Origin of the sequence: Saccharopolyspora flava (assembly GCF_900116135.1) — a bacterium.
Taxonomy (GTDB): Bacteria; Actinomycetota; Actinomycetes; order Mycobacteriales; family Pseudonocardiaceae; genus Saccharopolyspora; species Saccharopolyspora flava.
Map to the genome: position 1 here is coordinate 385,157 of NZ_FOZX01000004.1, position 13,427 is coordinate 398,583.

Here is a 13,427-nt window from a genome sequence, read left to right on the forward strand (position 1 = left end):
TGCTGACAAATCGTTGACAGTGATCTGACGCACCCGTAGACAAGGAACCGTCCGTGCTCCGGCCGCGGCGCGGCCGCTGACCCGACGGAGGGTTCGTGCGATGAGCGAACGGTTCACCGTGATCACGATGGGCAGGATCGGGGTCGACATCTACCCGCTGCAGACCGGAGTTCCGCTGCCGCAGGTGGAATCCTTCGGCAAGTACCTCGGAGGCACCGCCACCAACGTCGCGGTGGCCGCCGCCCGGCTCGGTCACCGCAGCGCCGTGATCAGCCGCACCGGGGCCGACCCGTTCGGCGAGTACGTCCACCAGGCGCTGCGCGGTTTCGACGTCGACGACCGGTGGGTGAGCGCCGTCGAGCAGTACCCGACGCCGGTCACCTTCTGCGAGCTGTTCCCGCCGGACGACTTCCCGCTGTACTTCTACCGCCGCCCCAAGGCCCCCGACCTGGAGATCCACGCCGACGAGCTGGACCTGCCCGCGATCGCCGACGCGCGGATCTTCTGGATGACCGGCACCGGCCTGGCCGAGGAACCCAGCCGCAGCGCGACGCTGGCGGCGCTGCGGCACCGGGCCGAGCGCGGGACCACCGTCTTCGACCTGGACTGGCGGCCGATGTTCTGGCCCGACAGCGGGGCCGCGCGCCGCTGGTACCGGGAGGCGCTGGAGCACGTCACGGTCGCGGTCGGCAACCTCGACGAGGTGGAGGTCGCGGTCGGCACCCGCGACCCGGAGCGGGCCGCCGAACTCCTGCTGGACCTCGGCGTCGAGCTGGCGGTGGTCAAGCAGGGCCCGCGCGGCGTCCTCGCGCGCACGCGCGAGGAGAGCACGGTCGCGCCACCGGTCCCGGTCGACGTGGTCAACGGGCTCGGCGCCGGGGACGCCTTCGGCGGCGCGCTGTGCCACGGGCTGCTGCACGACTGGCCGCTGGCGCGCACCACGCGCTTCGCCAACGCCGCCGGTGCGCTGGTCGCCGGCCGGCTCGCGTGCTCCTCGGCGATGCCCTACGCGCACGAGGTCGAGGAGGTTCTGGCGCAGAACCCGGCGTTGAGCGCATGACCAGGGTGGACGGGTTGACCCTCGCCGAGCTGATCGAGACCCGTGCCAGACATCCCGAGATGATCGCCGAGGCCGCCGCGGCCCGGGTCAGGCGGCCGCTGCTGGGCGAGTCCGGTCGCGTGCTGATCGTGGCCGCCGACCACCCCGCGCGCGGAGCGCTGGCGGCGGGCGGGAACCCGATGGCGATGGCCAACCGCGCGGACCTGCTGGACCGGGTGCGCACCGCGCTGCGGCGCCCGGGCGTGGACGGGGTCCTGGGTACCGCCGACGTGCTGGAGGACCTGCTGCTGCTCGGGGAGCTGGAGAACAAGGTCGTCATCGGCTCGATGAACCGGGGAGGCCTGGTGGGTTCGACGTTCGAGCTCGACGACCGGTTCACCGGCCACCGCGCCGAGGACCTGCACCGGATGCGGTTCGACGCGGGCAAGCTGCTGCTGCGGATCGACCTCGACGACCCGGGATCGCTGAACACCGCGCAGGGCGCGGCGAACGCGGTCAACGAGCTCGCCGCGCGCGGTCTGGTCGCGATGGTCGAACCCTTCCTGGCCCGGCGCGTCGGCGGCCGGGTGCGCAACGACCTGTCGGCCGAGGCGGTGGCGCGCTCGATCGCCATCGCCTCCGGCCTCGGCGGCACCTCGGCCTACACCTGGCTGAAGGTGCCGGTGGTCGACGAGCTCGACCAGATCGGGCGGGCGCTGGAGGCCACCACGCTGCCGACGGTGCTGCTGGGCGGCGAGGTCCCCGACGACCCCGCGGCCACCCGGCGCCGCTGGGACGCGGCGCTGCAACTGCCCAACGTGCGCGGGCTCGTCGTGGGACGCGGCCTGCTCTACCCGCACGACGACGACGTCGCGGGCGCGGTCGACGCCGCGGTCGACCTGCTGCGCGGAAGGGAGAACCGGTGAGCGACAAGCGATTTCACCTCGTCGACGGGGAAACGGCGCGCGAGGAGTACCGCACCTGCGTCGACCCGGGCACGGCCGGGTGGGACCACTGCTCGCTGCGCGTGCTGGACCTGCCGCCCGGGCGCTCGCACACCTTCGACACCGGCGACAGCGAGTGGATCGTGCTGCCGCTCAGCGGTTCCTGCTCGGTGACCTGCGACGACCGGACGTTCGAGCTGGCCGGGAGGGCGAGCGTGTTCGCCGGCGTCAGCGACTTCGCCTACGCGCCCCGGGACGCCCGGGTGCGCATCGACAGCGGGACCGGCGGCCGGTTCGCGCTGACCGGGGCGCGTTGCCGGAACCGGCTGCCCGCGCGCTACGGTCCCGCCTCCGGTGTGCCGGTGGAGCTGCGGGGCGCCGGGCAGGCCAGCAGGCAGGTCAACAACTTCGGCGCCGCGCACGTCTTCGAGGCCGACCGGCTGATCGCGGTCGAGGTGCTGACCCCGGCGGGCAACTGGTCGTCGTTCCCGCCGCACAAGCACGACGAGGACCGCGCGGGCGAGTCGCGGCTGGAGGAGATCTACTACTTCGAGATCGCCGAAGTCCGCGGCACACCCGGCATCGGCTACCAGCGGGTGTCCCCGTCGGGCCCGGGCAGCGACACCGACGTGCTCGCCGAGGTGCGCAGCGGCGACGTCGTGCTGATCCCGGACGGCTGGCACGGCCCGTCGATGGCGGTGCCCGGCTACGACATGTACTACCTCAACGTCATGGCCGGTCCCTCGCCCGAGCGCGCCTGGCTGATCTGCGACGACCCCGCGCACGCGTGGGTGCGCGAGACCTGGGCCGACCAGCCGGTCGACGCCCGCCTGCCGTTCTACCGGGATCCGTCCGAAGTGGAGGAACGATGACGACGCGGAGGCTGACCGTCGCGCAGGCGCTGCTGCGGTTCCTGGCCCGCCAGCACACCGAGCGCGACGGCGTGCGGCAGCGGTTGATCGAGGGCTGCTGGGGCATCTTCGGGCACGGCAACGTCGCCGGGATCGGGCAGGCCCTGCTGGAGTCCGGCGACGAGATGCCCTACCTGCAGGGGCGCAACGAGCAGTCGATGGTGCACGCCGCGGTCGGCTTCGCTCGGCAGCGCAACCGGATGTCGACCTTCGCCGTGACGACCTCCATCGGCCCGGGCGCGACGAACCTGGTCACCGGCGCGGCGCTGGCCACCATCAACCACCTGCCGGTGCTGCTGCTCCCCGGCGACGTCTTCGCCACCCGGCCCGCCGATCCGGTGCTGCAGCAGCTGGAAGTGCCGCACGCGCGCGACATCTCGGTCAACGACTGCCTGCGCCCGGTCTCCCGCTACTTCGACCGCGTCTGGCGCCCCGAGGCGCTGATGCCCTCGGCGCTGGAGGCCGTGCGGGTGCTCACCGACCCGGTGGCGACCGGCGCGGTGACCCTCGCGCTGCCGCAGGACGTGCAGGCCGAGGCGTTCGACTGGCCGGAGGAGTTCTTCGCCGAGCGCGTGTGGCGGGTGCACCGCCCGGCCGCCGATCCCGAGTCGGTGTCGGAGGCCGCCGAGGCGATCCGGGGCGCCCGCAGGCCGCTGATCATCGCGGGCGGGGGAGTGCACCACAGCGGCGCCGAGCACGACCTCGCCGAACTCGCCGGCAGCACGGGAATCCCGGTCGCCGAGACCCAGGCCGGGCGGGGTTCGCTGCGCCACGACCACCCGTGCGCGATGGGCGCGATCGGGCACACCGGCACCGCGATCGCCGACGAACTGGCCCGCGACGCGGATCTTGTCGTCGGGGTGGGGACCCGCTACTCGGACTTCACCACGGCCTCCGGCACCCTGTTCGCCGATCCCGGCGTGCGGTTCGTCAACGTCAACATCGCCGCGACCGACGCCTGCAAGCAGGCCGCCCTCCCGGTCGTCGGCGACGCCCGCACGAGCCTGCGCGAACTCGCCCGCGCCCTGGGAGACCACCGCGTGGCCGCCGACCACGCCGAGCGGGCCCGCGCCGGAGCGCGGAGGTGGGCCGCGGTCGTCGAGTCGGTGACCCGGGGAGCCGGTGACGAGAGGCCCGGTCAGGCCGAGGTGATCGGCGCGCTCGACGAGGTGCTGGACGAGCGGGACGTGGTGATCAACGCGGCCGGGTCGATGCCCGGCGACCTCCACAAGCTGTGGCGCGCCAAGGACCCTCGGCAGTACCACGTCGAATACGGTTACTCCTGCATGGGATACGAGATCCCGGCCGCGATCGGCGCCCGCCTGGCCGACCCCGCACGCGAGGTGTTCGCGCTGGTCGGCGACGGGACGTACCTGATGATGCCGACCGAGCTGGTCACCGCCGTGCAGGAGGGCATCAAGATCAACGTGGTGCTGGTGCAGAACCACGGCTACGCCTCGATCGGCGGGCTCTCGGAATCCGTCGGCGCCGAGCGCTTCGGCACCGCCTACCGCTACCGCGCCGCCGACGGCGGTTTCACCGGCGCACCGCTGCCGGTCGACCTGGCCGCCAACGCCGAGAGCCTCGGGATGCGCGTGCTGCGCGCCGAGACCAACGACGAGCTGCGCAGTGCGCTGCGCGCCTCCCGCTCGGATCCGCGCCCCACCGCGATCCACGTCGAGACCGACCCGGCAAAGCAGGCCCCGCCGCCGGAGGCGTGGTGGGACGTCCCGGTCGCCGAGGTCGCCACCCGCGCCACCACCCGAGCGGCCCGAGATCACTACGAGAAGGAGGCGCGATCCCGGCGCCACCACCTCTGAGCACGCCCCTCCGGACCGCCGGGGCCCTGGAGCACGACAGTTTTTGCCAGAACTGTCCCGATACCAAGATCCCCGGAGCGGGACAGTTTTCGCCAAAACCGCCCCTATATCCCGGGCAGTTGTGGCTAAAACTGCCCTCCGGTGAGCTTCGGGCTGTCCGGGAGGGTGAAGAAGGTGCCGTCGGCGAAGCCGAGGCAGGGGCCCGGCCGCAGGTCGAAGCGCTCGACCTTGCCGAGGAACAGGGTGTGGTCGCCGCCGTCGTGCTCGGCCCACGGGGTGCACTCGAACCAGGACGCCGTCCCCGCCAGCCGGGGAGCGTGATGCCCTTCGACCCAGCCGGGTTCGGCGTTGGGGCGGCCCGCGAAGTGCACCGCGAGGTCGCGCTGCTCGGCCGCCAGGACGTTGACCGCGAACGGCCGCCCGGCCAGCAGGGCGTGGGCGCGCACCGAGCGCTGGATCGCGACCAGCACCAGCGGCGGGTCCAGCGAGACCGAGGTGAACGAGTTGATCGTCAACCCGTGCCGCTTCACCCGCCCGTCGGCGAGGCCGTCGAAGGTCACCACGGCCACCCCGGTGGCGAACCGTCCCAGGCACCCGCGCAGGTCCTGCACAGCACTGTCGGCCGAGGCTGCGGTCATCGTCGATCGCTCCCAGGTCGTGGCGGCCCGGGACGGGGCCGCTCCGGTACCGATCGACGGTAGGAACCCGCGCGAGGCCGGGCAACGGCCGCAGACCGCCGTGCCCGGGTTGCACAGAGCCGTGCGCGGGGAGGACAGCGCCGAGCCCGTCCGGGGTGCCACCTTGACACCCGGCGCAGCAGAGCCGCCCCTGAGCGAACGGCGGCCCGGCGCACTTCCGCGATCGCGCGAACCGGGCCACCATGACCGCGACGAAGGCACGCCTCAACGAGGAGACGCAGATGCCGAACATCGGAATCATCGGAGCCGGAACCGCGGGACTGCACCTCGCGCTGCTGCTCCAGCAGGCCGGGGTGAGCACCCGCATCTACACCAACCAGACCGCCGAGCAGGTCGCGTCGGGACGACCGCAGAACAGCGTCTCGCACCACGCGCCCACCATCGCCCGCGAAGAGGCGATGGGCGTGAACTTCTGGCCGGCCGAGGAGTACGGGTACCAGGTCCACTACCACCACCTCAACGTCCCCGACGGGCCTCCGGTGTTCCGCGGCGACTTCCTGCGGCCCTCGCGCGTCCTGGACTACCGCATCTACCTGCCGCGCCTGATGGCCGAGTACGAGGAGCGCGGCGGCACCATCGAGCAGCGCTCGATCGAACCCAGCGACTTCGAGCAGCTGGCCCGCCACCACGACCTCATCGTCGTCGCCGCGGGCAAGCGCTCCTTCGCCGAGTACTTCGGCGAACGCCCCGACGTCTCGCCCTACGCCGCGCCGCAGCGGCACCTGGCGGTCGGCTTCTGGGACGGCGTGGCGCAGACCGAACCGCGCGCGGTGACCATGTCGATCTCGCCGGGTCACGGCGAGCTGCTGGACCTGCCGATCACCACCTTCGACGGCTGGGCCAGCGCGCTGCTCTGCGAGAACGTCCCGGGCGGCGACCTGGAAATCCTGATGACGCAGAAGGAATCCGACGATCCCGAGGCCTACCGCAGGCTCACCCTCGACAAGCTCAAGGAGCACCACCCGACGGTCTACGAGCGCATCGACGAGTCGCGGTTCCGGCTGATGCGCCCCGGTGACGTGCTGCAGGGCGCGGTCCGCCCGGTGGTGCGCGAGGACTACCGCCTGCTGCCGGACGGAACCGTGGTGCTGTCGCTGGGCGACGCGCACTCCACTGTGGACCCGGTGACCGGGCAGGGCGCCAACTCCGCCTCGTTCGAGGCGCAGGTCGCCGCCGACGCCATCATCGAGGACGGCGTGGTCGACGAGCGCTTCGCGCAGAAGGTCGCGCTGCGCCGCCGGGAACGCGTCGACGGCCTGTCCACCTGGGTCAACACCATGATCGCCACCCCGACGCCGCCGCAACTGCAGAAGCTGCTCGGCGCCATGTCCCAGATGCGCACCCTGTGCGACGAGTTCACCGAGAACTTCAGCTACCCGCACCGCAACGGCGACATGCTCGCCACCGTCGACCGGGTGGACGCCGCGATCGCCCGGCACGCCGCGCTCGGCACCGACCCCACCGACGGAAAGGCCTCCTGATGCACAAGCTCCTCGTCCTGTACCCGCACCCGACCGACCCGGAGGCGTTCAAGGCGCACTACGAGGGCACGCACCTGCCGCTGGCGGCGAAGCTGCCGGGAATGCTGGACCACCGCTACACCTTCGAGGTCCACGCCGAGCCGGAGAGCCCGTACTTCGCGCTGTTCGAGGCCGACTTCCCGGACGCGGCCACGATGGCCGCCGCGCTGGCCTCCCCGGAGGGGCAGGCGGTGCAGGCCGACGTGCCCAACTACGCCACCGGGGGCGCCGTCGTCCTCGACTACCCGGTGCTGACCCGCTGATCCCCGCCGCCGCGCCGCGCTTCTTCCAGCGCGGCGCGGCGGTAGGCGCTGGGCGCCACGCCGGTCTGCTGCCGGAAGGTCCGCGAGAAGTGCGAGGCGTCCGGATAACCCCAGGTGGTGGCGATCTCCGAGATCGGCCGGTGCGCGTGCAGCGGGTCGGCGAGGTCGCGGCGGATCGCCTCCAGCCGCTGCTCCCGGATCCAGGCCGACACGGTGGTGCCCTGCTGGTGGAACAGCGCGTGCAGGTGGCGGGTGGAGATGAACACGGCGCGGGCGATGCCCTCCGGGTTCAGCTCGCTGTCGCCGAGGTTGTCCAGGATGTACTCGCGGATGCGCAGCATGAGCGACAGGTGCTCCCGGTCGTGGTCGTCGGTGCGGGCGAGCGCGGCGGTGCTCAGCAGCGCCGAGATGAGCTCGACGGCGGTGCGCACCACCCGGGTGGAGGCGGGTCCTTCCAGCGCGGTGAAGTCGTGCGCGATCTCGGTCAGCAGCGGGGCGACGAGCCTGGTCAGCGCTTCCTCGGGGCCGAGCGAGGTGGCGGTGATGGCGCGGACGTGATCGGGGCTGGGGTCGACGAGGTCGCGCGGGAACATCACGACGACCGCGTCGATCGGGTCGGCGAAGCGCAGGTCGTAGGGCCGCGCGGTGTCGTAGACGCTGACGCTGCCGGGCAGCATCAGCGCGCGGCGGGTGTCCTGGACGAGCTCGCCGGTGCCCTCCAGCATCAGCGTCACCTTGTAGAACAGCCGCTGCGAGGCGTCGATGAGCGCCCGGGTGCGGTGCACCTCGTGCGGCGTGACCCGCAGGCGGGCGAAGAAGACGTCGTCGAGGACGCGGCCGCGGATGGTTCCGGCGAACCGGCCGTCGCTGAGGTCGTCGACGGTCAGCGGCACGAACGACGACGAGATGACCCGCTGCCACGCGAGCACGGATTCGGTCGCGAACGCGACCGGTGGCAACGGTGCCATGCGCGCCTCCTCGACGTGTCCGATCGCCTGGGATGAGAACCGATCGGATCGGTCCCCGCCAGTGCCGGTTTGGACCTTCGGTGCCATCGACGCAGGTGGGAACGCACTCTATCCGATTACTGAACGATCGTTAAGGGTCTCCGCGCTCGACGATCCCACCCCCGCCAGACTTCGCACGAACGGGCGACTCAAGTCGAAAACCGGGGTTTTCGACCGGTCAAAAACCGCGGTTTTCGACCCGATGAATGTTGCGGTTTTTGACCCGGGGGTTCGGGGTGGGGTGTTGACCGGGGAGTTTGGTGATTCGCGGGGTGGGGAGGGGGTGAGGGGCGTATACGTGGGGGTATGGGATCACTGTCGCGTCGGGGTTTGATCCGGTTGTCCGCGGTGGCGGGGGTTGCGGCCGCGTCCGCGTGCGGCGGCCCGGGGGTGCGGCGGAACGCCGCGGTGGTGGGGTTGCGCTCGGGTGAGCAACCGAACGGGGCGCTGGGGGCGAACTTCAACGGGGACCCGAGCATGATGACCTGGGCTCAGCTGCGCGAGGCCGAGGCGACGTGGGTCCGCGGGTTCGCCGCGATGCCCGAGTTCGACGAGCAGGAGCCCGCGGCCCACCGGGCGATCAAGACGCTGCTGGAGGCGGGCCGCCGCGACCTGCGGACCGTGCTGTCGTTGAAGTTCCCCTACTTCCCGCGCGATGGCCACGACCGGATCCCGCGCCCCGGCACGCCGGAGATGGACGCCGACCTTCGCCGGGTCGACGCGGTGCTGTCGGTGGTGATGGACCAGGTCGATATCCTGGTGATCGGCAACGAGCCGTTCATCGAGTGCCCCGAGGACGACTGGACCAACGGGGCCATCAACGACTTCTACGAGACGATCGCCCGCCACGTCATCGACTACCGGACGCGGAACTTCCCGAACGGCGGCAAGACGGTCCTGCACATGGGGGCGCTGAACCACCTCGACGAGCCCGGCAAGTGGGTCAACAGCGGCACCGACCGCTGGATGCGCTTCGTCCGCGAGACGCCGGAGATCGCCGGCACCGACATCCACCCGCACGTCGCCGCACCCGACGGCGCCCGGGCCTACCTCGACTACGTGCTGCCGAGGCTGGGGGACAAGCGCTTCCTCGTCACCGAGTTCTCCCTGGTGCACCTGTGGAAGGACCACCTGGAGGACCCGGTCTCGACCGCCTACGCCGACGAGTACGAGATTCCCCGCGACACCCCGGTCTGGCAGGTCATCCGCAACGCGCTGCGGGACCCGTTCCCGAAGGAGCGCTGGTACGCGTTCCTGCGCACCAGCCCGTGGTTCGAGAACAACAAGCACTACCTCACCGATCAGATGGCCGAGTTCCGGGCCACCGGCAGGCTCGCGGTCGCCACCTACGGCATCGGCCAGGACGAGGCGATGTCCGGCGCCGACTTCAACGCCGAGAGCACCCCGTGGCTGCTCAACAGCGTCTACGCCTCGGCCACGATCCGTCCCGGACCCGACGGCTCCGCCGTCCCCAACTACGCCTGGCTCCCGGAGTTCAAGGCCCTCCAGCACTCCTGAGCTCAGGCCGGAACCCACACCTCGTTGACGAGCTCCGGGGTGAGGACGTCGTCGGGGTGACCCGCGGCGCGCAGGCGGCCCCGGTGCAGCAGGAGGCAGTGATCGGCTGCGCGCGCTTCGGTGAGGTCGTGGGAGACCTGCACGACCGCGCTGCCCCGGCGGGTTTCGGCGCGGATCGCCTCGGCGATGAGCCTGCGCGCGTGCGGGTCGGCGCCGGCGTCGGGTTCGTCGAGCAGCAGCAGCTCCGCGCGCTGGGCCAGCCCCTGGGCGACGAGGACGCGCTGGCGCTGACCGCCTGAGAGCGCGCCGAGACTCCGGTACGCGAACGCGGTGATCTCCAGCCTTTCCACGGCCTCGCCGATCGCCGCGCGGTCGGCCGCGGTGAGCCTGCGCCACGGGCCCCGCTTGGCCCAGCGGCCCATCGCCACCGCGTCGAAGGCCGTGCAGGGCAGCGCTTCCGGGACCGCGCTGCGCTGCGGCACGAACGCCGGCCGTCCCCGGTAGCGGGTCCGCAGCGCGCCGTCGCCGGGCAGCGTCCCGGCGAGTGCGGCCATCAGGGTGGACTTGCCTGCGCCGTTCGGGCCCACCACGACGGTCAGCGACGCGGCCGGGATCTCCGCCGACTCGATGTCGAGCACCCGTTTTCCCCGGTACCCGGCCCGTAACCGGGTGATCTCCACTGCGGTCGGTGACGGAGCGCTCACGGTTTCCCCTCCGGTCGTCGTGGGCGAAGTCACGCCACAACTTTGAGAACGACAATCATTTCCATTATAGGTTGAACCACATGGAATGGCTATTCGTCCCGTTCGGGGTTTCCTTCGTCGAACGCGCGCTCTGGGCGGGTTTGCTCGTCTCGATGATCTGCGCGCTCGCCGGAACCTGGGTCGTGCTGCGGGGGATGGCGTTCCTGACCGACGCCATGTCGCACGGGATGCTGCCCGGCGTGGCCGTCGCCTCGGTGCTCGGCGGCGACCTGCTGCTGGGTGCGGCGCTGAGCGCGGGCGCGATGGCGGCCGGGGTCTCGGCCCTGGACCGCTCCCGCAGGCTGTCCCGGGACACCGGGATCGGGCTGCTGTTCGTCGGGATGCTGGCCACCGGCGTGATCGTGGTGTCGCACTCGAAGTCCTTCGCCGTGGACCTGACCGGGTTCCTGTTCGGCGACGTCCTCGCCGTCACCGACGGCGACCTGGTGCGGCTCGTCGTCGCGCTGGTCATCGCCGTCGTGATCTCGGTGGCCGCCTACCGGCCGTTCCTGGCGCTGACCTTCGACCCGCGCAAGGCGCACACGCTGGGAATGCGTCCGCGAGCGGCCGGTCTGCTGATGACCGGGCTGGTGACGCTGGCGATGGTGATGTGCTTCCAGGTCGTCGGCACGCTGCTGGTGTTCGGCCTGCTCATCGCGCCACCCGCCGCCGCCCTGCTCTGGGCGAACCGCGTCCCGCTGGTCATGGCCGGAGCCGCCGCCGTCGGAGCCGCCGCCACCGTGCTGGGGCTGCTCGCCTCGTGGCACTGGGGCATCGCCGCCGGGGCCGGCATCGCCGCCACCTCGGTGGCCCTGTTCTTCCTGTCCGCCCTGGTCTCCGCGCTGCGCGACCGGTGGCGGGCGGCGATCACCGGAGAAGTCGAGAAGGAAGTCGAGCCCGTAGCGTGAAACACCGCAGTCTGAGCGCACTCCCGTTAGGCCTGCTGATCCTGGCGGCCTGTTCGTCACCACCACCCCCGCCACCGCCACCGGTCCCGCACGGCTACGTCGAGGGCGCCGAGGAGACCGCCGAGGTGCAGTCCCGGCTCGTCGTCGCCGACGACGGGGGAGCGGTGCGGGTCCTGGACCTGCTCACCGAGGAGGTCCGCGACCTCGCTCCCGTGCCCGGGATCCGCGACGTCGTCACCGACGGCCGGTTCGCCTACCTCTCCGGCGCCGACTCGGTGCGCGTCGTCGACAGCGGCGGCTGGACCGTCGACCACGGCGACCACGTGCACCACTACCGCGCGCAGATCCGCGAGGTCGGCGACGTCGACCTCGCCACCCCCGTCCAGGCGCACAGCGACAAGGCCGTCACCGCGCTGTCCGGTGTGGACGGTGAAACCCTCCTGCTGAACCGGGAAGCGCTGGAGGAGGGCGAGATCGAGCGGGCCGGGACCGCGCGGGTGCTGCCCGGCACCGCGGCCGTGCCCTACGAGCAGCACGTCCTGGCCCCGTCCGAGAACGGGGTGCGGGTCCTCGACCGCGCCGGAACCGAGACCGCGCGCGTCGACGAGCCCTGCCCGGAACCCGCGGGCACCGCGGTGACGCGGCGCGGCGTGGTGTTCGGCTGCGCCGACGGAGCGCTGCTCGTCTCCGCCGAGGACGGCCGTTTCCAGGGCGAGAAGATCGCCTACCCGCCCGGTGCGCCGCGCGCCACCGAGTTCCACCAGCGTCCCGGCAGCGACACCCTCGCCGCGACCGCCGGAACCGACGGGGCCTGGCTGCTCGACCTGTCGAAGCGCGCGTTCACCCACGTCCCCACCGGGCCGGTGACCGGCGTCAACGCCGTGGGGGCGGGTGGTTCGCTGCTGGCGCTCGGCACCGACGGCACCCTGCGGGCCTACCGGGAGGACGGCACCGAGATCGCCCGGAACCGGGTCGTCGAACCCGGCGGGCCACCGCCGAGCATCCTCATCGACACCTCGCGCGCCTACGTCCACGACGGCGGCACCGTGCACGAGATCGACTACAACGACGGCCTCCGCGTCGCCCGCAGCTTCCCGCTCGGCGGACCGATCGCGCACGTGGTGGAGACCGGCCGATGAAGCGCACCGCACTCGCGCTGATCGCGCTGATCGCCCTGCTGCTGACCGGCTGCTCCGCCGGAGCCCAGCCGCGCGCCCAGGTCGTCGTGACCACCAACATCCTCGGCGACATCACCCGCGAGATCGTCGGCGACCGCGCGTCGGTGTCGGTGCTCATGGCGCCCGGTGCCGACCCGCACTCGTTCGGGGTCTCCGCGCAGCAGGCCGCCGAACTCGAGCAGGCGGACCTGGTGGTGCACAACGGTCTCGGCCTGGAGGAGGGCGTGCAGCGCCACGTCCAGGCCGCCGAGGCCGAAGGCGTCCCGACGCTGGCGGTGGCCGAGCGGGTGGACCCGCTGCCCATCGCCGGGCCGGGCTCGCAGCCCGATCCGCACTTCTGGACCGATCCGACCCGGGTGGCCCGGGCCGTGGACGTCATCGCCGAGCAGATCGTGGCCCACGTGGGCGGAATCGACGCAGCGGCGGTGAAAAGCACTGCGGCGCAGTACAAGTCGGAGGTGCTGGCGGTCGAGGAGGAGACGGCGCGGCGGTTCGAGCGGATCCCGCCGGAGCGGCGCAAGCTCGTCACCAACCACCACGTGTTCGGCTACCTCGCCCAGCGCTACGGCTTCGAGGTGGTCGGCGCGGTGATCCCCAGCGGGACCACGCTGGCCTCGCCCAGCGCCTCCGACCTGTCGTCGCTGGCCGGAGCTATCCGCCGAGCCGGGGTGCGCACGATCTTCGCCGACTCCTCGCAACCCGACCGGCTGGCGCGGGTGCTCGCCGAGCAGGCCGGGCTCGACGTGCGCGTGACGCCGCTGTTCTCCGAATCGCTCACCGCTCCCGGCGGCGGTGCCGCCACCTACCTGGAGATGACCCGCGCCAACACCGAGGCGATCGCCTCCGGACTGGGCGCTTGACCTGAGAAGAGGGAGAAA

The 13,427-nt window shown here is 72.1% G+C and carries 13 protein-coding genes; 10 read left to right on the forward strand and 3 right to left on the reverse strand.

Translation table 11 applies throughout. The annotated features are described in order from the left end of the window. The first annotated feature begins 100 nt into the window (after positions 1-100). Genes iolC through iolD form a run of 4 tightly spaced genes read left to right on the forward strand, consistent with a single transcriptional unit; the run spans position 101 to position 4,714 of the window. Positions 101-1,060, forward strand: a complete 960-nt coding sequence (iolC, locus tag BM424_RS15180; RefSeq protein WP_093417920.1) for a 5-dehydro-2-deoxygluconokinase — start codon at positions 101-103, stop codon at positions 1,058-1,060. Then, positions 1,057-1,965 carry a Cgl0159 family (beta/alpha)8-fold protein gene (locus BM424_RS15185; RefSeq protein ID WP_093417923.1) on the forward strand — a complete coding sequence of 303 codons (909 nt, stop codon included), beginning with the start codon at positions 1,057-1,059 and terminating at the stop codon, positions 1,963-1,965. The genes iolC and BM424_RS15185 overlap by 4 nt, the downstream gene beginning before the upstream one ends. After that, complete coding sequence (iolB, locus tag BM424_RS15190) at positions 1,962-2,855, forward strand: 5-deoxy-glucuronate isomerase (protein WP_093417926.1); 894 nt, start codon at positions 1,962-1,964, stop codon at positions 2,853-2,855. Before BM424_RS15185 ends, iolB begins: the two co-directional genes overlap by 4 nt. Then, positions 2,852-4,714 (forward strand): 3D-(3,5/4)-trihydroxycyclohexane-1,2-dione acylhydrolase (decyclizing), encoded by a 1,863-nt coding sequence (iolD, locus tag BM424_RS15195; protein ID WP_093417929.1) that lies wholly within the window; start codon positions 2,852-2,854, stop codon positions 4,712-4,714. Before iolB ends, iolD begins: the two co-directional genes overlap by 4 nt. Before the next feature lie 125 nt (positions 4,715-4,839). Here the strand turns inward: iolD and BM424_RS15200 are convergent, their stop codons facing one another. Beyond that, on the reverse strand, positions 4,840-5,352 hold the full coding sequence (locus BM424_RS15200) for a flavin reductase family protein (RefSeq protein ID WP_093417931.1): 513 nt from the start codon (positions 5,350-5,352) through the stop codon (positions 4,840-4,842). 281 nt (positions 5,353-5,633) lie between these two features. Between BM424_RS15200 and BM424_RS15205 the strand changes: the two genes are divergently transcribed. Further along, positions 5,634-6,893 carry a styrene monooxygenase/indole monooxygenase family protein gene (locus tag BM424_RS15205; protein ID WP_093418291.1) on the forward strand — a complete coding sequence of 420 codons (1,260 nt, stop codon included), beginning with the start codon at positions 5,634-5,636 and terminating at the stop codon, positions 6,891-6,893. Continuing rightward, complete coding sequence (locus BM424_RS15210) at positions 6,893-7,195, forward strand: EthD family reductase (RefSeq protein ID WP_093417934.1); 303 nt, start codon at positions 6,893-6,895, stop codon at positions 7,193-7,195. Before BM424_RS15205 ends, BM424_RS15210 begins: the two co-directional genes overlap by 1 nt. On the opposite strand, the gene BM424_RS15215 is transcribed toward BM424_RS15210, so the two are convergent. Next, positions 7,174-8,163, reverse strand: a complete 990-nt coding sequence (locus BM424_RS15215; protein ID WP_093417937.1) for an AraC-like ligand-binding domain-containing protein — start codon at positions 8,161-8,163, stop codon at positions 7,174-7,176. The genes BM424_RS15210 and BM424_RS15215 overlap by 22 nt on opposite strands. 516 nt (positions 8,164-8,679) lie before the next feature. Between BM424_RS15215 and BM424_RS15220 the strand changes: the two genes are divergently transcribed. Continuing rightward, a complete protein-coding gene (locus BM424_RS15220; protein ID WP_245775867.1) occupies positions 8,680-9,720 on the forward strand; it encodes a hypothetical protein in 1,041 nt (346 codons plus the stop codon). Between the two features lie 2 nt (positions 9,721-9,722). Here the strand turns inward: BM424_RS15220 and aztA are convergent, their stop codons facing one another. Beyond that, positions 9,723-10,457: a zinc ABC transporter ATP-binding protein AztA gene (gene aztA, locus BM424_RS15225; RefSeq protein ID WP_425442017.1), complete on the reverse strand. Its 735-nt coding sequence runs from the start codon at positions 10,455-10,457 to the stop codon at positions 9,723-9,725. Positions 10,458-10,504: 47 nt separating this feature from the next. Between aztA and aztB the strand changes: the two genes are divergently transcribed. From aztB to aztC, 3 genes are read left to right on the forward strand one after another with little or no spacing between them, the layout of a single operon-like run. Further along, entirely contained in the window at positions 10,505-11,371 is an 867-nt protein-coding gene (aztB, locus tag BM424_RS15230) for a zinc ABC transporter permease AztB (RefSeq protein WP_093417942.1), read from the forward strand. Continuing rightward, the gene (locus tag BM424_RS15235) at positions 11,368-12,510 is read left to right on the forward strand and encodes a WD40 repeat domain-containing protein (RefSeq protein ID WP_093417945.1); all 1,143 of its coding nucleotides are present in this window, start codon (positions 11,368-11,370) and stop codon (positions 12,508-12,510) included. The genes aztB and BM424_RS15235 overlap by 4 nt, the downstream gene beginning before the upstream one ends. Continuing rightward, positions 12,507-13,409, forward strand: a complete 903-nt coding sequence (gene aztC, locus BM424_RS15240; protein ID WP_093417948.1) for a zinc ABC transporter substrate-binding protein AztC — start codon at positions 12,507-12,509, stop codon at positions 13,407-13,409. Before BM424_RS15235 ends, aztC begins: the two co-directional genes overlap by 4 nt. Positions 13,410-13,427 lie beyond the last annotated feature (18 nt).